16 protein-coding genes are annotated in these 20,422 nt (G+C 71.6%); 1 reads left to right on the top strand and 15 read right to left on the bottom strand.

What is annotated here, in order from left to right:
* Nucleotide 1 precedes the first annotated feature (1 nt).
* From ACIPTO_RS11475 to ACIPTO_RS11420, 12 genes are all read right to left on the bottom strand, one after another.
* Nucleotides 2-709, bottom strand: a complete 708-nt coding sequence (locus ACIPTO_RS11475; protein WP_401190960.1) for a DinB family protein — start codon at nt 707-709, stop codon at nt 2-4.
* 143 nt (nt 710-852) lie between these two features.
* Nucleotides 853-2,019, bottom strand: coding sequence for an SUKH-4 family immunity protein (locus tag ACIPTO_RS11470; protein ID WP_401190958.1), 1,167 nt, complete (start codon nt 2,017-2,019; stop codon nt 853-855).
* Between the two features lie 168 nt (nt 2,020-2,187).
* Nucleotides 2,188-2,718 (bottom strand): AAA family ATPase, encoded by a 531-nt coding sequence (locus ACIPTO_RS11465; RefSeq protein ID WP_401192087.1) that lies wholly within the window; start codon nt 2,716-2,718, stop codon nt 2,188-2,190.
* A 17-nt stretch (nt 2,719-2,735) separates the two neighbouring features.
* Nucleotides 2,736-5,066, bottom strand: coding sequence for a molybdopterin cofactor-binding domain-containing protein (locus ACIPTO_RS11460; protein ID WP_366312934.1), 2,331 nt, complete (start codon nt 5,064-5,066; stop codon nt 2,736-2,738).
* Entirely contained in the window at nt 5,063-6,721 is a 1,659-nt protein-coding gene (locus tag ACIPTO_RS11455) for a 2Fe-2S iron-sulfur cluster-binding protein (RefSeq protein WP_401190956.1), read from the bottom strand. Before ACIPTO_RS11455 ends, ACIPTO_RS11460 begins: the two co-directional genes overlap by 4 nt.
* Nucleotides 6,718-7,611 (bottom strand): FAD binding domain-containing protein, encoded by an 894-nt coding sequence (locus tag ACIPTO_RS11450; RefSeq protein ID WP_366312930.1) that lies wholly within the window; start codon nt 7,609-7,611, stop codon nt 6,718-6,720. The genes ACIPTO_RS11455 and ACIPTO_RS11450 overlap by 4 nt, the downstream gene beginning before the upstream one ends.
* Nucleotides 7,612-7,866: 255 nt before the next feature.
* Nucleotides 7,867-9,513 carry a beta-N-acetylhexosaminidase gene (locus tag ACIPTO_RS11445; protein WP_401190954.1) on the bottom strand — a complete coding sequence of 549 codons (1,647 nt, stop codon included), beginning with the start codon at nt 9,511-9,513 and terminating at the stop codon, nt 7,867-7,869.
* Between the two features lies 1 nt (nt 9,514).
* Nucleotides 9,515-10,360: a carbohydrate ABC transporter permease gene (locus ACIPTO_RS11440; RefSeq protein WP_329250742.1), complete on the bottom strand. Its 846-nt coding sequence runs from the start codon at nt 10,358-10,360 to the stop codon at nt 9,515-9,517.
* Nucleotides 10,357-11,301, bottom strand: a complete 945-nt coding sequence (locus ACIPTO_RS11435; protein WP_401190952.1) for a carbohydrate ABC transporter permease — start codon at nt 11,299-11,301, stop codon at nt 10,357-10,359. The genes ACIPTO_RS11440 and ACIPTO_RS11435 overlap by 4 nt, the downstream gene beginning before the upstream one ends.
* 42 nt (nt 11,302-11,343) lie before the next feature.
* Nucleotides 11,344-12,639: an extracellular solute-binding protein gene (locus ACIPTO_RS11430; protein WP_401190950.1), complete on the bottom strand. Its 1,296-nt coding sequence runs from the start codon at nt 12,637-12,639 to the stop codon at nt 11,344-11,346.
* Nucleotides 12,640-12,871: 232 nt separating this feature from the next.
* Complete coding sequence (locus tag ACIPTO_RS11425) at nt 12,872-13,159, bottom strand: DUF3039 domain-containing protein (RefSeq protein ID WP_026178118.1); 288 nt, start codon at nt 13,157-13,159, stop codon at nt 12,872-12,874.
* Nucleotides 13,160-13,208: 49 nt separating this feature from the next.
* Nucleotides 13,209-13,781 (bottom strand): YqgE/AlgH family protein, encoded by a 573-nt coding sequence (locus ACIPTO_RS11420; RefSeq protein WP_366312923.1) that lies wholly within the window; start codon nt 13,779-13,781, stop codon nt 13,209-13,211.
* A 253-nt stretch (nt 13,782-14,034) separates the two neighbouring features.
* On the opposite strand from ACIPTO_RS11420, the gene murA reads away from it, so the two are divergent.
* The gene (gene murA, locus ACIPTO_RS11415; protein ID WP_366312921.1) at nt 14,035-15,381 is read left to right on the top strand and encodes a UDP-N-acetylglucosamine 1-carboxyvinyltransferase; all 1,347 of its coding nucleotides are present in this window, start codon (nt 14,035-14,037) and stop codon (nt 15,379-15,381) included.
* Between the two features lie 174 nt (nt 15,382-15,555).
* On the opposite strand, the gene ACIPTO_RS11410 is transcribed toward murA, so the two are convergent.
* The 3 genes from ACIPTO_RS11410 to ACIPTO_RS11400 form a co-directional block, all read right to left on the bottom strand.
* On the bottom strand, nt 15,556-15,837 hold the full coding sequence (locus ACIPTO_RS11410) for an HU family DNA-binding protein (protein WP_019056394.1): 282 nt from the start codon (nt 15,835-15,837) through the stop codon (nt 15,556-15,558).
* 417 nt (nt 15,838-16,254) lie between these two features.
* The gene (locus ACIPTO_RS11405; protein ID WP_366312918.1) at nt 16,255-17,694 is read right to left on the bottom strand and encodes an NAD-dependent malic enzyme; all 1,440 of its coding nucleotides are present in this window, start codon (nt 17,692-17,694) and stop codon (nt 16,255-16,257) included.
* Between the two features lie 347 nt (nt 17,695-18,041).
* Nucleotides 18,042-20,387 (bottom strand): HelD family protein, encoded by a 2,346-nt coding sequence (locus ACIPTO_RS11400; protein ID WP_401190947.1) that lies wholly within the window; start codon nt 20,385-20,387, stop codon nt 18,042-18,044.
* Nucleotides 20,388-20,422: the final 35 nt, after the last annotated feature.

Below are 20,422 nucleotides of genomic sequence, written 5' to 3'. Positions count from 1 at the left end.
GTCATCTCCGCGCGCGCCACAGGTCCCGCAGCAGCGCGATCTCCGCCATGTGGTGGATGAACTCCAGGTTGGAGCCCGCCACCACGTCGATGTACGGGTCGTCCGGGTCCGAGCCGTACGGGTACCGGGAGAAGCCGACCTCGTCCAGCTGGGATTCCGTGACCGTGGCCACCGCCTCGCGCCAGCGGTCGATCACCGGCCAGAAGCGGTCCAGGGTGAGGGCGGCCGACGGGGTGAAGTCGACCATCTGTTTGGGGTCCCGGGTCCGGGTGCCGAACGTCCACTCCCACGCCCCCGCGAACTGGAAGTGCAGGTGGCCCAGGCGCCACGCGATCGTCGTGATCGGGGTCGTGTCGGGCTCCGGTTCGCCCTCGTGGGCGAGGATCTGCTCGACCCGTTCGACGGTCACGCTCCAGTCGTCGGCGATCTTGTCGACGGTCATGCCGTCGGCGGCCTGGCGGGCCACCTCCGCGTACTCGCTCGCCGGGATGTCCGCCGCGCCGAGGTCGAGCACCCACTCCCCCGGTCCGAACGCCCTCGGCGTCACCGCCTCGCTCCGGCGCCGGAGCGACCAGCAGTCGGGGGCCGGCTCCCAGAGGTACTCCTCGTCACCGAGCCCCGTCAGCCGGACCTGGGCCATCTCGCGGGCCTTGTCGAACTGCTCCAGGAGCACGCTCAGGCGGTCGGTCCGTGCGGTCCCGGTGTCCATGTCTGGTTCCCCTCGCCCGTGCGCAGTCCCGCGGACGCGCACCCCACCCCGGTCACGTGGACCGTAGCCGCCGGCCGCACCCGGCGCGAACGAATTCCCGGGCCGCCCGCACGCGCGTCAGGGCGCGCCGGCCCGCCCCTGGGTCACAGCACTCCGCCGGGCTCGTCCTGGAACGCCTCCGTCCAGTAGTGCCAGCCGTCCGTCCCGGCGCCCGTCCCCGTCGGGTCCACCCGCGACAGGGTCTGGAGCATCGTCGTCGCCAGCTGGTCGTACGCCTCGGCCGTCAGCTCGCCCGACAGGTCCGCGTCGATCGCCCGCTCGCGGTGGAGCAGCCACAGGGTGAAGGCCAGGGTCGAGACGTCCGTGTTGAGCGGAGCGAGGGTGGTCTCCGGCTCGCTCCAGGTGAGGATCTCGCCCGTCGCGCCGTCCACCACCAGGCTGTTGTCCTCGATGAGGTAGCCGAGGCGGATCAACTCGTCGGCGCGGGGCGGGAGTTCCCCGGCGGGCTCGTCCTCGTAGAACTCGGCCAGGGTGGGGAGGGGGACGTCCGTGTCCAGCTGGAAGAGGAGCGCGTCCTCGGGCAGGCCCGTCTCGCGCAGGAAGCGGCGGGTCGGCTCGTGGGTGAGGGCGGCGGGGAAGTCGACCTCTTCGAAGCGGGCGACCGTGCCCTGGCCGAACTCCTGGTCCAGCAGGCGGGCCGGGATGTCCAGGGTCAGGCCCGACGTCGTGCCCGGGCCCGCGACGAGCGCGAGGGGGCGGATGAGGGCTGCCGCCTTCCAGAACGGGGGCACCTCGCCGTCCGTCTCCGACTCGAAGACCGCGAGCAGCTGGCGGGACGCCTCCGCCGCGGTCTTCGTGCCGTACCGGCCTTCGTAGGACGCGAACTGGCCGCGCAGGTCCGTCAGTTCGTCGGTCGTCGTGGTGAGGCGGGTCAGCGTCTCGATCGACGGTGCCAGCGGGTCGGCCTCCATCAGGTCCGGGCGGTCGTGGAAGAAGTACGTCGTCGTGATCTCGCCCGTCTCGCCGTCCAGCAGGATCGACTCGCCCTCGTCGCCGTCGGGTCCCCACAGCGCGCCTATCACCAGTCGGTCCCGGAGCTCCTCGGCCAGGGGGTCGGGGTCGCCCAGCGAGTCCGCCACCGTCCGCAGGCCCGCCCTGCGCAGCTTCTCGAACGTCAACAGGCCGCTGGCGCCGGGCAGTCCGGGACCGGTCAGCCAGCGGCGCGTGGACGCGTGCGTGACGTACGGATCGAGGTCGTCCTCGGTCAAGGTGATCGTGGTCGCCGTGGATCCGGCGTCGGTCCTGCTCATCGCTCCCCCGTGCATGAAACGTCCCCCGTGCGGCCTCGGTGTCCCGCTGTCGTCCCCACTGCCCAGAACACTACGCGGCACCACTGACAATGGGCCCTGACCAGCCAGGACGCCCGGAAACGCGATCCGCCGCGGCGGCCGGCCGGGAGTCCCCGTCCCTCAGGACGCTCACACCACCCGAGAACGTTCCCGTCCCGCGATGATCGCGTCCACCGTCTCCCCCACCGTCAGCGCGGAGCTGTCCAGCCACAGCCCGATGCGCGGGGTCCGCGTGCGCAGCCCGTGGTCCAGGTCCTCGACCGTCCACGCGCCGTAGCCGGTCTTCGCGCGGCCCGCCTCCCGTGCCGCCACGGCCGCCGGGGCCGGCGCGAGGACGACGACGTGCAGGGGCCGGGTGCGGATCAGGCCGACGTACGCCGGCAGTTCCTCGCCCAGCACCACGTCCTGGACGACCGCCGTGAACCCGGCCGCCGCGTACGCGTCCGCGGTCGCCGCCGACAGCCGGTAGCGCAGGCGGAGTTGGGACTCGCCCTCGCCGTCCGTGCCGGGGACGTACTCCTCGCGGCCCGACACGATCATCCGCCGGAAGACGTCACCCCGGACGTGCGCCGCCTTCGGCAGCCGTTCCGCCAGTGCCTGCGCGACCGTCGACTTTCCCGCGGCCATCACACCTGTGATGAGGACGACCCCGTCGAGCACCGTCACGCACCCGCCGCTCAGTGGCCGTACTGGCCGTACTGGTCGGCCGTCGCCGTCACCACCGCCGCCTGCGGGCGGATCGGCAGGCGGTTGACGGGTCGGCCGGTCGCGGCGCGTACGGCGGAGGCGATCGCCGCCGGGGACGTGACCACCGGGACCGCGCTGACCGCCTTGGCCCCGAAGGGGGCGACGACGTCACGCTCCTCGACGAGTTTCACGATCCGGATGTCGGGGGTGTCCAGGGCGGTCGGCAGGGCGTAGCCGGTGAGGTCGGGGTGGCGGATCAGCCCGCGCGCGGTGCGCAGGTTCTCCGTCAGCGCGATGCCGACGCCCTGGGTGACGCCGCCCTCGATGCGGGCGACCAACTGGGCCGGGTTCAGGACGCGGCCGACGTCCTGGGCGAGGGCCAGTTCGACGACCCGGACCGAGCCGAGCTCGATGTCCACGTCGACGACCGCGCGGATCGCGCAGAAGGCGAGCCCCACGAAGGCGTCGCCCTGGCCCGCCTCGTCCAGGGGCTCGGTCGGGTGCGGGCGGCACTGGGCGGTGGCCCACAGTTCCTTGCCGTCCATGGCCTCCGTGACGGTCGTCGAGAGGACACCGTCGTAGGAGGTGATCTTGCCGTCGGTGATCTGGAGCAGCTCGGTCGACATCCCGAACTTGTGCGCCAGGGGCTGGAGAAGCTGGGTGCGGACCATCTTCGCGGCGCGTTCCACGGCACCGCCCGACACCCAGGTGTGACGTCCGCGGCAGCCGGGGCCGGCGGGCGGCTGATCGGTGTCCACGGGGGCGACGTGCACCTCGTCGATACCGAGGGTCTCCTGGACGATCTGCCGGGCCAGCGTGGTGAAGCCCTGGCCGGTCTCGACGGCCGCGCACAGGACGGTCGCGATGCCGTCGTGGACCTTCACGGTGGCCGTGGAGACCTCGTCCGCGCCCTCGGCGCCGAGCATGTGCACCATGCCGAGGCCGTAGCCGACGCCCCGGCGCACCGCGCCCGGTTCGCCCGCGCCCTCGGGGCCGCCGGGCAGCAGCCACTCGTCCTCGGGGGTGTCCTTGGGGAGCTGCGGCAGCGGGAAGTCCCGTACGGCCTGGAGGAGTTCGGCGACCGGCGCGGGGCAGGTCACCGTCTGGCCGGTGGGCAGGACGTCCCCGGTGGCCATGGCGTTGCGCAGCCGCAGTTCGGCCGGGTCCATGGCGAGCTTCTTGGCGAGCTTGTCCATCTGCGCCTCGTAGGCGGCGCAGACCTGCATGGCGCCCTCGCCCCGGACGTGCCCCGAGGGCGGGTTGTTGGTGCGCACGGCCCAGCCCTCGATGAAGGCGTTCGGGACGACGTAGGGGCCGCAGGCGAAGGAGACGGCGGCGGCGAGGGCCTCCGAGGAGGTGTCGGCGTAGGCGCCCGCGTCGAGCAGCACCTGGGCCTCGACCTTGACCAGCCGGCCGTCCTCGTCCGCGTGGTGGCGGTAGCGCAGGAGCGTGGGGTGGCGGTGGGTGTGGCCGAGGAAGGACTCCTCGCGCGTGGCGGTGAGTTTGACCGGGCAGCCGGTCCTCAGCGCGAGCAGGCCGAGCGGGAGTTGGAACCCCTGGTCCTCGCGGTCGGCGGTGGCCCCGGGGACGCCGGTGACGACGACCTTCACGCGGTCGGGCTCCAGGCCGTAGCAGGCGGCGGCCGTGTCGCGGTCGGTGTGCGGGTCCGTGGAGGCGATGTACAGCTCGACGCCGCCGTCCGGGCGGGGCACGGCGAGGCCGGCCTCGGCGCCGATGGGTGCGGGGTCCTGGCGGCCGATGCGGTACAGGCCCTCGACGACGACGTCGCCGGCCGCGTCCGGGTCGCCGTGGCGCAGCGGGATGTGCCGGATCAGGTTGCCGTCGGGGTGCAGCGGTTCGGCCTCGAAGGCCTGCTCGGGGTCGGTCACCGGGTCGAGCACCTCGTACTCGACCATGATGGCCGCGGCGGCCATCCGCGCGGTGTCGGGGTGGTCGGCGGCGACGGCGGCGATGGGCTCCCCGTGGTGGCGCACGACGTCGGAGGCGAACACCGGGCGGTCGGCGGTGCCCCGGCCGTAGCGGTCCCGGCCCGGCACGTCCTCGTGGGTGATGACGGCGCGGACGCCGGGCATGTCGCGCGCGTGGGACGTGTCGACGGAGACGATGCGCGCGTGCGGGTGCGGCGAGCGCAGGACGGCCGCCCAGAGGAGGCCCTCGGCCCACAGGTCGGCCGCGTACGGGAAGGTGCCCTCGGTCTTGGCGCGGGCGTCGGAGGCCGGGAGCGAGGCGCCCAGGCCGTGGCCCGGCAGTTCCGGGGCGGGCGCGGCCTCCGTGGTCGCGATGGCGGCTTCGTTGCTCACGCCTGGCCTCCGTCCTGGCCGTACACCTGGTCCTGCGTGCGCGGGGACTCGAACGCCGACTGGTGGACGCCACCGCTCCCGGGACCCGCCTGGTGGGGAATACGCGCCTCGTCGCCGTCCGACTCAGGTTCGGCGGCGGCGGCGTGCGCCTCGCGTTCGGCGACGACTTCCTGTACGGCGTCCAGGACGCCCCGGTAGCCGGAGCAGCGGCACAGGTTGCCGCACAGGGCCTGGCGCGCCTCCAGTTCGGTGGGCGCGGGGTTGCCCTCCAGGAGGTCGTGCACGGTCATCGCCATGCCGGGCACGCAGAAGCCGCACTGCACGGCACCGCACTTGGCGAGCGCCCGCTGCACGTCCGAGGGCTGTCCCTCGACGGCGAGTCCCTCGACGGTGCGGACCTCGGAGCCGGCGGCGGTGACGGCGGGCACCAGGCAGGAGGCGACGAGGCGTCCGTCGACCTGGACGTTGCAGGCCCCGCACTCGCCCTGCGAGCAGCCGTCCTTGGCGCCGGCGAGGCCGAGGCGTTCGCGCAGAACGTAGAGCAGCGACTCGCCGATCCAGGCGTCGGTGACGGGCCGGTCGGCACCGTTGACGCGCAACACGTAGGAGGCGAGCGGGTGTTCCTCGCCGGGGATCTTCGGGGCCGGTTCGGCGGTCTCGTCCGGCGCGTCGGACCCGACGGCCGTCACGGGCGCCTCAGCGGCCTCCGGGGCGCCGTCGGCCCCCTCGGTCACATCGGCCGACGCGGAGGCCTCAGCGAGCCCCTCAGGGCCTTCCTCGGCCCCTGTGGCGTCGTCGCCCGCCGGGTCGGTCTCATGGTCCGACGGGGCGTCCGCGGCGGCGGGTTCGGCCGCGGTGTCGTCGTGGCGGTCGGCGCGCGCGTCGCCGTAGGGCTCGGCGGGGGCGTCGGGCCGGGTGTGCGCGTACGGGTCGCCGGGTTCGGCGTAGGGCTGCCGGGCCGCCTCGGGGGGCGGGCGGGTGGCGGCCTGCGCGGAGACCTCGCCGGTGGGGTGCGTCCCGGACCGGTCCGCCAGGTGTTCGGGGCCGCGCCCGTCGGTGTGCTCGCCCGGCCGCTCGACCACTCCGGTGTCGGCGGCCTGCTGGGCCCAGGCCTGGCCGGCGCCCTCCGTCGCCCAGGGCGCGGGCGCGCCGCCGGGGAGGGTGGCGGGCGGGGTGCCGCCCCACTGCTCGACCAGGGCCGACGTGGTGAACTCGCCCGATTCGTCCGGGAGATCACCGCCGGCCACGGGGATGGACCACTCGCCGGTCACGTCGCGGCCGGAGCCGCCGCCCGTGTCCGGCGCGCCGGTGTCCTGGAAGGCCCACTGGCCGGTCCCGCCGGGGTGGTACGAGAACCGGTCGTCCCCGGCCGTTCCCTGCTGGTGCGGTACGGCGTTCGGGTCGGGCCACTGGACGCCCTCGGCGGGCATCGCCCAGGAGCCGGTGCCGGACTGGTCGGTGTCGGCGTCCTGCGGGGGCGCGGCCGTGATGGGCGGCGGCACGTAGCCGTGGCCCGGGGCGGCCAGGAGGGCGTCGATGCCGCCTTCGGGGAGTTTCACGAAGGCCGTGGCGCCGTCGTCGTAGTCGCCCTGGGGCAGCGGGTCCCAGCGTCCGCCGCCCTGAGGGGTGCCCTCTCCGTGCTGGTCGTCGGTCACGACAGCGCCCTCCCGAGTGCTCGTCGGGCCAGTGCGGCGACGGTGCGCCGCAGGTGCAGTACGGCGGGCGGCAGTTGTTCCACGGAGCCGTCCTCGGCCGGTACCGGGTCGGGGATGCAGGCCGCGGCGACGTACTCCCCGAAGGCGCTCAGCGCTTCGGGGACGATCGTGCGGCTGTTGTCCCAGTCGATCAGCCGGGCCACCCATTGCTCGGCGTCCAGCGGCCTGAGCGGCATCGGCGCTATGGCTCCGACGGCGCACCTGACGCCGCGCCTGGCGGGGTCGAGGACGACCGCGACCGACGCGACCGAGCGCCCGGGGCCGGTCCTGCCGGTGGCCTTCAGGAAGACCTGCGGGGCGTGCAGCAGGGGCACGCGCACGAAGCCGATGAGTTCGCCGCCGCGGAGCATCTCGACGCCGGCCAGCAGGTGCGACACCGGGATCTCCCGGCGCGCTCCGTCCTGGCCCGCGATGATCAGCGTCGCCTCCAGGGCGGCCAGCACGGGCAGCGCGTCCCCGGTGGGCGCGGCGGAGGCGATGTTGCCGCCCAGGGTGCCCGCGTTGCGGATCTGCGGTGGTCCGGCGGCGCGCGCGGAGGCGGCGAGCGCCGGGATGAGGGCGGCGAAGTCGGGGCGGCCCATCCGGGCGTGTGTGAGGCCCGCGCCGAGCAGCGCGTGCCCGTCCTGGTACTGCCAGCCCCGGATCTCGCTGATCCGGCCGAGGCCGACCAGCGCGCTGGGCCTGAGCTGGCCCGAGTTGACGGCCGCCATGAGGTCGGTGCCACCGGCCACGGGAACGGCCGTGGGCAGGGCCGTGAGCGCCGCCACGGCCTCGTCCAGCGTCGTGGGCAGCGTGACGGCCTGCCCCGCCTGCGGTGCGTGCGTGGTCAAACCGGCTGCCCCTTCCCGCTGCCCCACCTGGTCCCGCCTGTTGCTGCCGTACGGTACGTGCTGACAGGGCGGACGTGGCAACTCTGGCACATCTTCGCAAGACCCGAACGCGGGGGTCCGCTAGGAGGCATTCGCCCGCCTCACCAGCGAGATGGTCCGTTTTCGTACGGCATCGCCGGTACGCGCGAATTGCCTCCCATCGGTGAGTCTTTGGGTCTTTTTCCCTTTCCTTGGTCCGGGGCGTTCTCCGGGGTCCTAGGCGTTCGGGGGCGGGCCGTCCTTGGGGCGTCCGAGGACTCCGGGGCGGCGCTGCCACGGCAGGGGTCCGGTGGGCGGGCGGTAGGCGACCCCCAGGGCGTCGAGTCGCGGGTAGTGGGCGGCCATCCGGCGCTCGAAGTCGGCGAAGTCCCGTTCCGCGGGCGCCGGGAGGGCACTCCAGGCGACCTCGGCGAACGCCGCGAGCCGGGGGAACGTCTGGTAGTCCACGCGCGCGTGATCCTCCATCACCTCGGTCCACACGTTGGCCTGCGCGCCCAGCACATGGCCGGCCTCGGCCTCGGTGAGCTGCTCGGGAACCGGCTCGAAGCGGTAGACGTCCTCCAGGGTGCGCACATGGGCGATCGGCACCGGTTCGTCCTCTCCGGGGGCCTGCCGCCAGTCCAGGTACACGTGCTGTTCAGGACACATGACGACGTCGTGGCCCGCGCGGGCGGCGGTGATCCCGCCCTCGTAGCCGCGCCATGACGACACGACGGCGCCTTCGGCGAGCCCGCCCTCCAGGATCTCGTCCCAGCCGACGAGTCTTCTCCCGCGCGCGGAGAGCCACTTGTCGAAGTGTCCGATGAACCACGACTGCAACTCGTCCTCGTCCGCGAGCCCGAGTTCCGCGATGCGCGCCTGTGCGGTCGCCGACTCCTTCCACTGGTCCTTGGGGCATTCGTCGCCGCCGACGTGAATGAACTCCGACGGGAACAGCTCCAGGAGTTCCTCGAACACCCCCTCGTAGAACCGCAGGGTGTTGTCGGTGGGGGCGAGGACGTTGGGGTTGATCCCCCAGGTGTCCCAGACGGAGAGGGAGTTGCCTCCCTCGGCCGAGGCGGTGACGACGTCGGTGTTGCCGAGTTCCGGATACGCGGCGATGGCGGCCTGCGAGTGCCCTGGTACGTCGATTTCCGGGACCACGGTGATATGCCGCTCGGCGGCGTAGGCGACGATCTCGCGGATGTCGTCCTGGGTGTAGTAGCCGCCGTGGGGCTTGTCGTCCCAGAGCGGTGAGGCGCGGTGGCCGAATTTCGTGCGCGCCCGCCAGGAGCCGATCTCGGTCAGCTTCGGGTACCGCTTGATCTGTACGCGCCAGCCCTGGTCGTCCGTCAAGTGGAAGTGGAAGACATTGAGTTTGTGCGCCGCCATCAGATCCAGGTAGCGGAGCACGCCTTCCTTGGGCATGAAGTGCCGGGCCACGTCGAGCATGAGGCCGCGCCACCCGAAGCGGGGGGCGTCGTGGATGGCCTGCCCCGGCACGGCGCAGGTCGTGTCGGGGCGGACGGGAGCGCGCCGGAAGGCGGCGGGGCCGAGGAGCTGGCGCAGGGTCTGGGCGCCCCAGAACACGCCGGCCGGGCCGCCGCCCGTGATCACGACACCCGAGGTCGGCGACACCTCCAGGCGGTACGCCTCCGCAGGCAGGGTGCCGTCGAGGCGCAGCGCGACCGTGTCGCCGCCCCCTTCCTCGCCGGGCGGCAGCGACAGCCCGAGGGCGGCCCCGAGCGTGGATCGCAGCCAGCGCTGGGTGCCCTCGGTGCCGGGCTCTCCCCACAGCGCGGTGTCCGCCGTGAAGGCGAACCCGTACCGGGTGGGACCCTCGACGGCCGTCGGCGCCGGAATCAGTTCCGTCTCTGAAGTCACGTCAGTCCTTAACCGCTCCGCCCAGTCCCGAGACCAGACGTCGCTGTACGAGTACGAAGAACACCAGCACCGGAATCGTCATCACCGTGGAGGCCGCCATGACGCCACCCCAGTCCGGGTCGTCCGGCTTGTAGAAGACGAGGAGGGCCATCGGCAGGGTCGACTGGGAAGTGTCGCTGATGATGAAGGACTTGGCGAACAGGAAGTCGTTCCAGGCCGAGATGAACGAAAACACGCTCGTGGCCACCAGCCCCGGGAAGACGAGCGGGAAAAGGATCTGCCACAGGAATCGCGTCCGGCTCGCCCCGTCGATGTACGCGGCCTCCTCCAGCGCGTCCGGCACCGCTTTCACGAACCCCCGCAGCATCCAGATCGCGAACGGCAGCGAGAACGCGATCTGGGGCAGGATCAGCGACCCCAGCGTGTTCAGCAGCCCGAGCCCCCGCATGGTGAAGAACAGGGGGATCGTCAGCGCTTCCACGGGCACCATCTGGGCCACCAGGAACATGATCAGGAGGGTGGTCCGGAAGCGGAACCGGAATCGCGTCACGGCCGTCGCGGCGAGAAAGGCGATCAGCGCCGAGACGATGACCACCGAGCACGCCACGACAAGGCTGTTGACGAAGTAACGGCCGAATTCCTGCTGCCCGAACACCCGCCGGAACGAGTCCAGGGAGGGCGCCAGCGTCCACGGCCGGGGCTCGCTCGACTCGATCTCCCCGGCCGGTTTGAAGGCGCTGAGCACCATCCAGTAGAGGGGGAAGGCGACGACGACCGCGATCAGCAGCGCCGAGGCCTCGGCGGCGAGCCGCCAGGGCCGTCGTACGAGACCGCGAAGCAGGCTCACAGCTCCTCCCCCTGCCTGCGCAGCAGGCGCAGATAGACCAGCGTGACGGCGAGCAGCATCAGCAGCATGACGACACCGATCGCCGAGCCGAGGCTGTACTTCGAGGACGCGAAGGCCTGTTGGTAGGCGTACACGTTCAGGACGAGGTTCTGGCCCGCGATGCCGCCGCCGTTGGTCATGACGTAGATCTGGGTGAAGACCTTGAAGTCCCAGATGACCGACTGGATGGTGACGACGGTCAGGATCGGCCGCAGCATCGGCGCGAGGACGGACCGCCAGATCCGCCACTGGGAGGCCCCGTCCAGGGCGGCGGCCTCCAGCACCTCGGCGGGCACGGCACGGATCCCGGCGTAGACCGTCACCATCACGAACGGGAAGGAGCACCACACCACTTCGAGCAGGACGAGGAAGAACGCGCTGAGGCGTCCGTACGTCCAGGAGTGGTCGCCGAGGCCCAGGACGCGGTTCACGGGGCCGAAGTCCGGGTCGAACAGCAGCAGCCAGACCGTCGAACCGGTCACCGCCGGCGTCGCCCAGGCTCCCAACGCGGCCAGCATCAGGGCGAGTCGGGGCAGCGCGCGCACCCGGGTGAGCAGCACGGCGAGCGCGCACCCGACGGCGAGCGTCGAGACCACGCAGGCCCCCGCGAACAGCACGGTGGCCACGAGCACCTGCCAGAACTGGCTGTCCGAGAAGAGCGCGGAGTAGTTCCCGAACCCCTCGAAGGTGGTCGGCTCCCCGCCACTGACCTGGGCCTGCGTGTACCGGAAGAAGGAGATCAACCCGAGCTGGTAGATCGGGTAGACCAGCAACCCGCCGAGGACGACGAGAGCGGGGGCCAGATACAACCAGGGCACACCCGAACTCCGCCGGAGGCGCGGGGCCGTGGGGGATGGGCGGCCGCCGCCGCCCGGGCCCGATCGGCCACGGCGGCGCGGCACCCGCGAACGCTCCACGACAACCGAGCTGTTGGGCGCCACCGGTCAACCCGCAGAGCTGAAGGCGTCGTTCATCTTCTTCGCCGCGTCCTGGGAGGCGGCGGCCACGCTCTTCTTGCCGCTGATGACCTCCTGCAGCATCGTCGGCAGCACCAGCGACGAGTCGATCTCCGACCAACCGGGCGACGCGGGAACGAACTTGGTGCCCGCGGCCAGGGTCTGGACGAACGGCTTCTCGAACGGCACCTTCGCCGCGGCCGCGTCCCGCACGTCGGTGAAGGTGGGCAGGAAGCCCATCGCGTCGAACATCGAGGCCTGCGTCGTCTTCGAGGTGAGCTGCTCCATCAGGTCCACCGCGAGCGTGCGGTGCGAGGTGCTCTTGAGGACACCGATGTTGTTGCCCCCGGCGAAGGCGGGAGCGACGGACCCGGACGCGACGCCGGGCAGCGGCACGACCGCGTACTTGCCCTTGACCTTGCCCGCTTCGACGGCGGTGTGGCTGAAGTCGCCCCCGATGGCCATCCCGGCCTTGCCCGCCGCGAACGCGGTGATCGTGTCGTTGCCGCCCATCACCGCGCACTTGGCGGCGGGACAGTTGTCGCCGGTGAACAGCGAGGTGTACGCCTTGATGCCCTTCTGGGCGGCGGCGCTGTCGATGCCCGAGGTGTACGAACCCCCGTCGGCCGTGGCGAGTTCGCCGCCGTTGGCCCACACGAAGGGCATCGCGCCGTAGGTGTAGGCGCCGCCGACGACGAGGCCGTAGAGGCCGGACTCGGCCTTGTGGATCTTCCGGGCGGTGGACGCCAACTCGGCCATGGACTTCGGGGGTTGGAGGCCCAGTTTCTTGAAGACGTCGGTGCGGTAGTAGAGGGCGCGGACGCCGACGTAGAACGGGGAGCCGTACGTCTTGCCGTCGACCGTGACGGACTGCTTCGCGGTCGGGTCGGTGTCCTTGGCCTCGTTCCAGGCGCCGAACTCCTTGGTGACGTCGAGGAGTCCGCCGTCCTTCACGTAGCCGGCGGTGTCGGTGTTGCCGTACTCCATGACGTCGGGCGCGGACTTCGGGTCGTTGAAGGCGGCCTTGACGCGCTGGGCGCGGGTGTCGATCGGGATGTACTCGACGTCGACCTTGGTGCCCTTGTGGGCCTTCTCGAAGTCGGCGACCACGGAGTCGACGACCTTGGCCTTCGGGTCGTTGCCGACCTCCTGGAAGAGCCACACCCGCAGGGTGCCGCTCTGGTCGTCCTTCTCCGAGGACGAGTTGTCGGAGGTCTGGGGCGCGCAGCCGGCGACGACAGCGGCGGCGGCCATGAGGACGGCGAATCTGGGGGCGAGCTTCATGGAGCGGTTCCTCCGTGCGTGCGTTGCAACATATGCAATGGGCGTTTCGCTCTGCACAACACCACGGAGATTAGGGAGTAGATGAACGCGGCCACAAGAGGTCTCAACCACTTCGTGACACGCGAAAGGCCGCCGAAACACGAGAAAGGCCCCCGGGGCACGCCGAAGCGCACCCCGAGGGCCTCAGAAACCGAGAGCCTCGGAACCGACCGAACTCAGACCGGCCGAACGGCTACTTGTCGCCGCCCTTGCCCTTGTCGCCGTCCCCGCCCGAGCCCATGGACTCGTAGATCTCCTTGCACATGGGACACACCGGGTACTTCTTCGGGTCGCGGCCCGGCACCCAGACCTTCCCGCACAACGCCACCACGGGAGTGCCGTCGAGGGCGCTCGCCATGATCTTGTCCTTCTGGACGTAATGGGCGAAGCGCTCATGGTCCCCGTCGCCGTGCGACACCTGGGGCGTCGGCTCTACGAGGGTCCCCGTACCAGTCCCGCGCTCGGGCTCAAGAGTGCTCATGGTGCCAAGGGTACTGGCGCCCACCGGCATCGGTTCCGCGAAGGGTCCCTCAGTTCAGGGAAGGGTCGTCCGGATAGGTCGCCACCATCGCCAGCTCGCTGCGCTGGCGGCGGAGCACCTCGCGCCAGAGTCTCTCCGGGGACGGCGAGGACACGTCACCCGGCTCCGACTCGACGACGTACCAGGCCCCCTCCCCCAGTTCGGCCTCCAGCTGCCCGGGGCCCCAGCCCGCGTACCCGGCGAAGATCCGCAGCGAGCCGAGCGCCGAGGCGAGCAGTTCCGGCGGGGCCTCCAGGTCGACGAGTCCGATCGCGCCGTGCACGCGCCGCCAGCCGAGCGGGGCCCGCTCGCCGGCCGCGCCGCCCGGGATGACGGCGACACCGAGGGCCGAGTCGAGCTGGACCGGGCCGCCCTGGAAGACGACGCCCGGTTCGCCGGCCAGATCGCCCCAGCCCTCCAGGATGTCGCCGACGTCCACCGGGGTCGGACGGTTGAGGACGACGCCGAGGGAGCCCTCCTCGTCGTGGTCGAGAAGGAGCACCACCGCGCGGTCGAAGTTCGGGTCCGCCAGGGCGGGTGTTGCCACGAGCAACCGCCCTGTGAGCGAGGACACCTCGGTCATGCCTGACATGATCCCGCATCTTCCCCGTGATGGGGGAGGCAATGCGGGTACCTGAGTGAACGCAGCTCAGGGCGCACCGGAGCGTCCTCCGCGCACACCCCCGTCCCGTGACCCCATGTGCCCGACGGGGAACGGTTCGTGTTGTGACACAGCTATGACGCGGCTGGGTGCTCCCTGGGCTTACGGGAGGGGGGTGGGCGGCCATTACGCTTACGTCTTCGGCCCCTGCCCAACTCCACGGAACGCGAGATCCATGACCGTCAACGGCTCAGACGACGTACTGCTTGTCCACGGCGGAACCCCGCTCGAGGGCGAGATCCGTGTCCGTGGTGCGAAGAACCTCGTACCCAAGGCCATGGTCGCCGCCCTGCTGGGCAGCGAGCCAAGTCGACTGCGCAACGTTCCGGACATCCGTGACGTTCGTGTCGTACGCGGACTCCTGCAACTGCACGGGGTGACGGTCCGTCCGGGTGAGGAGCCGGGCGAGCTGGTGCTCGACCCGTCGCACGTGGAGAGCGCCAACGTCGCCGACATCGATGCCCACGCGGGCTCGTCGCGCATCCCGATCCTGTTCTGCGGCCCGCTGCTGCACCGGCTCGGACACGCGTTCATCCCGGGCCTCGGCGGCTGCGACATCGGCGGCCGGCCGATCGACTTCCACTTCGAGGTGCTGCGGCAGTTCGGCGCGAAGATCGAGAAGCGGGCGGACGGCCAGTACCTGGAGGCTCCGCAGCGGCTGCGGGGCACGAAGATCAAGCTGCCGTACCCGTCCGTCGGCGCGACCGAGCAGGTGCTGCTGACCGCGGTGCTCGCGGAGGGCGTCACCGAACTCGCCAACGCGGCGGTGGAACCGGAGATCGAGGACCTCATCTGCGTACTGCAGAAGATGGGCGCGATCATCGCCATGGACACCGACCGCACGATCCGCATCACCGGTGTGGACTCGCTCGGCGGCTACACCCACGCGGCCCTCCCGGACCGCCTGGAGGCCGCGTCCTGGGCGTCCGCGGCACTGGCCACCGAGGGCAACATCTACGTCAAGGGCGCGCAGCAGCGCTCGATGATGACGTTCCTCAACACCTACCGGAAGGTGGGCGGCGCCTTCGCGATCGACGACGAGGGCATCCGCTTCTGGCACCCCGGCGGCCAGTTGAAGTCCATCGCGCTCGAAACCGACGTGCACCCCGGCTTCCAGACGGACTGGCAGCAGCCCCTGGTCGTGGCCCTGACGCAGGCCACCGGCCTCTCGATCATCCACGAGACGGTCTACGAGTCCCGCCTCGGCTTCACCTCCGCCCTGAACCAGATGGGCGCGCACATCCAGCTCTACCGCGAGTGCCTCGGCGGTTCCGACTGCCGCTTCGGCCAGCGCAACTTCCTGCACTCGGCGGTCGTCTCGGGCCCGACCCGCCTCCAGGGCGCCGACCTGGTCATCCCCGACCTCCGCGGCGGCTTCTCGTACCTCATCGCCGCCCTCGCGGCCCAGGGCACGTCCCGCGTCCACGGCATCGACCTCATCAACCGCGGCTACGAGAACTTCATGGAGAAGCTCGTCGAGCTGGGCGCGAAGGTGGAACTGCCGGGCAAGGCGCTCGGCTAGCGGCAGCCTCCGCACGAACGCCGATGGGGCGGCCACCCGGACTCGGGTGGCCGCCCCATCGGCGTTGTGCTGAGCGCCCCGGAGAGGCGCGGGGAACTGCGCGACCAGTCACGGCGGTCCCGTCGGCCGAACGACGGCCCGCAGTCACCCGGCGCTCATGCGGAGCGCGTTCGGCTACTTGCCCTTGGCGGCTTCCTTGAGCTTGCTGCCCGCGGACACCTTGACGCTGTAACCGGCGGGGATGTTGATCGGGTCGCCGGTCTGCGGGTTGCGCGCGGTGCGAGCGGCACGGTGGGTGCGCTCGAAGGTCAGGAAGCCGGGAATGGTGACCTTCTCGTCGCCCTTGGAGACGATCTCGCCGACGGTCTCGGCGAACGCGGCCAGAACGGCGTCGGCGTCCTTGCGGGTCACCTCGGCACGGTCGGCCAGCGCGGCCACCAGCTCACTGCGGTTCATGTTGTTACTCCCGTGTTCTTCTTGCCGTTTGAGGCGTGCCACGCGGCGGAGCCGCATATCGGGCACGGTGAAGCCGATGCTGCCAGGGTCCTCGGTGAGTCCCCGGACCCGGGTCCGTCGTCCAGACCCTCGCGCCCGAAGACGCATCCTGCCCCTACCTGCGGCGGGAAAGCCAATCCGGCACCTGTAGGAGTCGCGAGAACACCCGTGGGAGTCACACGAAAAGCGCCACGCCCTCTGTGCGGTGACGCTCTGTCGGCTCCCGGCAGCGAAGGCCGGGCCTGGAGAGGCCCGAAGCCTGGCCGCCACGATAAACGGCCGCCGAAGGCCCCGGGTTCCGCGACGCGCCGATGTGCGAGCGGCCGTGGCGATCCTCACAGCCGCCGCACATACGCCGATCGGGGCACTACGGCAGCGCTACGACACGGAGGGCGTCGTCGAGGCCGCCGCCACCCCCGCCGCCTTCGCCGCGTCGCGCACCGCGCCCGCGACCGCGCCGGCGACCTTGTCGTTGAAGACGCTGGGGATGATGTAGTTCGCGTTCAGCTCGTCCTCGGTCACCACGTTCGCGAGTGCGGTCGCGGCGGCGAGCATCATCTCCGTGTTGACGGTGCGGGACTGCGCGTCCAGCAGACCGCGGAAGACACCCGGGAAGACCAGCACGTTGTTGATCTGGTTCGGGAAGTCCGAGCGGCCCGTGGCCACGACGGCCGCCGTCTGACGGGCGACCGTCGGGTCGACCTCGGGGTCCGGGTTCGCGAGCGCGAACACGATCGCACCCTCGGCCATCGCGGCCACGTCGTCGCCGTCGAGGACGTTCGGGGCGGAGACGCCCACGAAGACGTCGGCGCCGCGCACGGCCTCCTTGAGGGTGCCGGTGAGGCCGTCGGGGTTGGTGTTGTCGGCGATCCAGCGCAGCGGCGAGTCGGGCTTGGCGTCCACCAGGTCCTCGCGGCCCGCGTGCACGACACCATGGATGTCGGCGACGACCGCGTTCTTCACACCGGCGGCGAGCAGCAGCTTGAGGATGGCCGTGCCGGCCGCGCCCGCGCCGGACATGACGACCCGGATGTCCCCGATGCCCTTGCCGGCCACCCGCAGCGCGTTCGTCAGCGCGGCGAGGACGACGATCGCGGTGCCGTGCTGGTCGTCGTGGAAGACGGGGATGTCGAGGGCCTCACGCAGCCGGGCCTCGATCTCGAAGCAGCGCGGCGCGGAGATGTCCTCCAGGTTGATGCCGGCGAAGCCCGGGGCGATGGCCTTGACGATCTCGACGATCGCGTCGGTGTCCTGGGTGTCCAGGCACAGCGGCCAGGCGTCGATGCCGGCGAACCGCTTGAACAGGGCCGCCTTGCCCTCCATGACCGGCAGCGCGGCCTTGGGGCCGATGTTGCCGAGGCCGAGCACGGCGGAGCCGTCGGTGACGACCGCGACGGAGTTGCGCTTGATGGTGAGGCGGCGCGCGTCCTCGGGGTTCTCCGCGATCGCCATGCACACGCGGGCGACGCCCGGGGTGTAGATCATGGAGAGGTCGTCACGGTTGCGGATCGGGTGCTTGGACTGCATCTCGATCTTGCCGCCGAGGTGCATGAGGAACGTACGGTCGGAGACCTTGCCCAGGGTGACGCCCTCGATGCCGCGCAGTTGCTGGACGATCTCGTCGGCGTGGGCCGTCGAGGACGCGGCGATGGTGACGTCGATCCGGAGCTTCTCGTGGCCGGAGGCGGTCACGTCGAGGCCGGTCACCGAGCCTCCGTGGGACTCCACGGCCGTGGTGATCTGGGAGACCGCCGTTCCGCTCGCGGGCACCTCCAGACGGACCGTGATCGAGTAGGAGACGCTGGGCGCCGTAGCCATGGCCGACTTCCTCTGCTTTCACCGTTGAGCTGGGTACGCGTGGAGCTGATACGCGTTCCGATCGTCGCACCTACTGCCCGGTAGGCGTTAGCCGCCCCCGATTGCGAACGTTTTGTTCGCGAGAAGAAGAGGCCCCCGTCACTTTTCCCGTGACGGGGGCCTCTCTCACGATCAGTGACACCGACCCGCCATGCTCGCCTCGCGGCAAGTGGTCGCTCGTAGCGACGAAGGTTGGGCCCGGGGGCTTGGATCGGGCCGGTGTCACATCCAGGCTAACAAACAGATCCCGTAAGGCCATTCCCATCCCGAGAGTTCATCGAAAGCGGCTCCGGGACGGCCCTTCGCCGTCAGTCGCGGAGCAGGTCCGGCACCCCGTTCGCGTCCGGTTCGTCCCGCTCGGCGGAGACGACCGTGAGCTGCTGGGTCGCGCGGGTGAGGGCGACGTAGAGGACCCGCAGTCCGGCGGGTGACTCGTCGGCGATCTCCGCGGGCGAGACGACCACGGTCGCGTCGTACTCGAGGCCCTTGGCCTCCAGGCTGCCGAGGGCGACGACCCGGTCCCCGAGGCCGGTGAGCCAACGGCGGGCCTCCTCACGGCGGTTCATCGCGACGACCACGCCGACCGTGCCGTCGACCCGGTCGAGCAGCCGCGCGGCTTCGGCGCGCACGGACTCGGCCAGCGAGTTCCGTGCGCCGGCGCCGTGCTCGTTGCCCGTGGCCACGAAACGCGGCTTCACGCCGGTCGAGCGGACCGCCGACGGGGACTCGGAGCCGGGCATCGCCAGCGCCAGGACCTTCGCCGCCAGCTCGGCGATCTCGGCGGGGTTGCGGTAGTTGACGGTGAGGGTGAAGCGGCGCCGGGGGCGGGAGCCGAGGGCCTCGTCGCGGGCCTCGGCGGCCTCGTCGGGGTCGGACCAGGAGGACTGGGCCGGGTCCCCCACGATCGTCCAGGTGGCGTGCCGGCCGCGGCGGCCGACCATGCGCCACTGCATCGGGGTGAGGTCCTGGGCCTCGTCGACGATGACGTGCGCGTACTCGGTGCGCTCCTGGGCGAGCCGCTCGGCGCGTTCGCGCTGCGACTCCTCGCGTACGGGCATCAGCTCCTCAAGGCCCGTGAGCTGGTCCAGCGGGTCCAGGTCGCGCCGCTTGCGGGGGCGGGCCGGGGTGCCGAGGATCGCCTGGAGTTCGTCGAGGACCGCCACGTCGTGGACCGAGAGGCCGTCCCGCTTCAGCGAGCGGGAGACCCTGCGGACCTCGCCGGGGTTGAGGATGCGCCGGGCCCAGCGGCCGAGCCTGCGCTCGTCGGACATCGACTCCAGGACGGCGCGCGGGGTCAGCTCGGGCCACCAGGCGTCGAGGAACGCGATGAAGTCGTCCTCGCTCGTGATGTCCTCGTCGAAGGACGAGCGCAGTTCGGCGGCGAGTTCGGGGTCGGTGTGCCGGCCCGCGGAACCGGAGCGCTCCCACAGGGCGTCGAGGAGCAGCTTGCGGGCACGCGGGCGCAGCATGTTGACCGGGGCCGTGCCGCTGAGCGCGCTCTGCCGGACCCGCTCCAGGTCGGCGGCCTCCAGTTCGAGCCGCCGTCCGAAGGCGACGACCCGCAGCCGGTCCGGCGCGTCGCTCGATTCCAGGGCGCCGCGCGCGGCCTTCCGCAGCACGCGGAGCATGCGGTACGAGCCCTTCGCGCGGGCCACGGCCGGGGAGTCGTACAGGGTGGCCTCGGCGCCGCCGGTGTCCTCGGCGAGCGAACCGATCGCCCGGATCGCGACCTGGCCCTCCTCGCCGAGGGACGGCAGGACGCCCTCGGTGTACGCGACCAGCAGCGGGGTCGGCGAGACGATGAGGATGCCGCCCGCGTACCGGCGCCGGTCCTGGTAGAGCAGGTAGGCGGCGCGGTGCAGCGCGACGGCCGTCTTGCCGGTGCCCGGGCCGCCCTCGACGTAGGTCACCGAGGCGGCCGGGGCGCGGATCACCAGGTCCTGCTCGGCCTGGATGGACGCCACGATGTCCCGCATGGTGTGGCTGCGGGCCTGGCCGAGCGCGGCCATCAGGGCTCCGTCGCCGATGACGGCCAGCCGGTCGCCGTCGAGGAAAGCGCTCAGCTCCGGCCGCATCAGGTCGTCCTCGACGCCGAGGACGCGTCGGCCCTTGGACCGGATGACCCGGCGCCGCACGACCCGGCCGGGGTCGACCGGGGTGGACCGGTAGAAGGGCGCGGCGGCGGGCGCCCGCCAGTCGATGACCAGCGGCGCGTACTCGGAATCCAGCACTCCGATCCGCCCGATGTGCAGCGTCTCGGCGATGTCGGCGGTCCGGTCCTCCCGCACGGCGCCCTCGGCGGGCTCCACCGCGGTGTAGGCGCCGTCGGGTCCCTTCTTGCCGTCCTTGCCGAGCAGGAGGTCGATCCGCCCGAAGAGGAAGTCCTCGAACTCGTTGTTGAGCCGGTTGAGGTGGATACCGGCGCGGAACACCTGCGCGTCCCGCTCGGCGAGCGCGCCGGGGGTGCCGACCTGGCCGCGCTGGGCCGCGTCGTTCATGAGGAACTCGGCCTCGTGGATCTTCTCCTCAAGCCGGCGGTACACCCGGTCCAGGTGTGCCTGTTCGACGCTGATCTCCCGGTCCCGTAGCGAATCCTGGGCGGACGTGTCGGACACCGTGTCGAGCGCGGTCTCCTGTTGAGCCTGTGCGGCCACCGGGCCCCCTTCTGACGTGCTGGGCAGCCGTCAAC

The sequence above is a fragment of the Streptomyces sp. NPDC090083 genome (assembly GCF_044747445.1).
Classification (GTDB): domain Bacteria; phylum Actinomycetota; class Actinomycetes; order Streptomycetales; family Streptomycetaceae; genus Streptomyces.
The sequence above is the reverse complement of the archived record's forward strand: the minus strand, read 5'-3'. Positions and strand labels throughout refer to the sequence as shown.

What these genes read in the sequence shown, in the direction of transcription:
- ACIPTO_RS11475 (WP_401190960.1), bottom strand. Translation starts at nt 709, where the DNA reads ATGGACACCGGGACCGCACGGACCGACCGCCTGAGCGTGCTCCTGGAG.
- ACIPTO_RS11470 (WP_401190958.1), bottom strand. Translation starts at nt 2,019, where the DNA reads ATGAGCAGGACCGACGCCGGATCCACGGCGACCACGATCACCTTGACC.
- ACIPTO_RS11430 (WP_401190950.1), bottom strand. Translation starts at nt 12,639, where the DNA reads ATGAAGCTCGCCCCCAGATTCGCCGTCCTCATGGCCGCCGCCGCTGTC.
- ACIPTO_RS11425 (WP_026178118.1), bottom strand. Translation starts at nt 13,159, where the DNA reads ATGAGCACTCTTGAGCCCGAGCGCGGGACTGGTACGGGGACCCTCGTA.
- ACIPTO_RS11420 (WP_366312923.1), bottom strand. Translation starts at nt 13,781, where the DNA reads ATGACCGAGGTGTCCTCGCTCACAGGGCGGTTGCTCGTGGCAACACCC.
- murA (WP_366312921.1), top strand. Translation starts at nt 14,035, where the DNA reads ATGACCGTCAACGGCTCAGACGACGTACTGCTTGTCCACGGCGGAACC.
- ACIPTO_RS11410 (WP_019056394.1), bottom strand. Translation starts at nt 15,837, where the DNA reads ATGAACCGCAGTGAGCTGGTGGCCGCGCTGGCCGACCGTGCCGAGGTG.
- ACIPTO_RS11405 (WP_366312918.1), bottom strand. Translation starts at nt 17,694, where the DNA reads ATGGCTACGGCGCCCAGCGTCTCCTACTCGATCACGGTCCGTCTGGAG.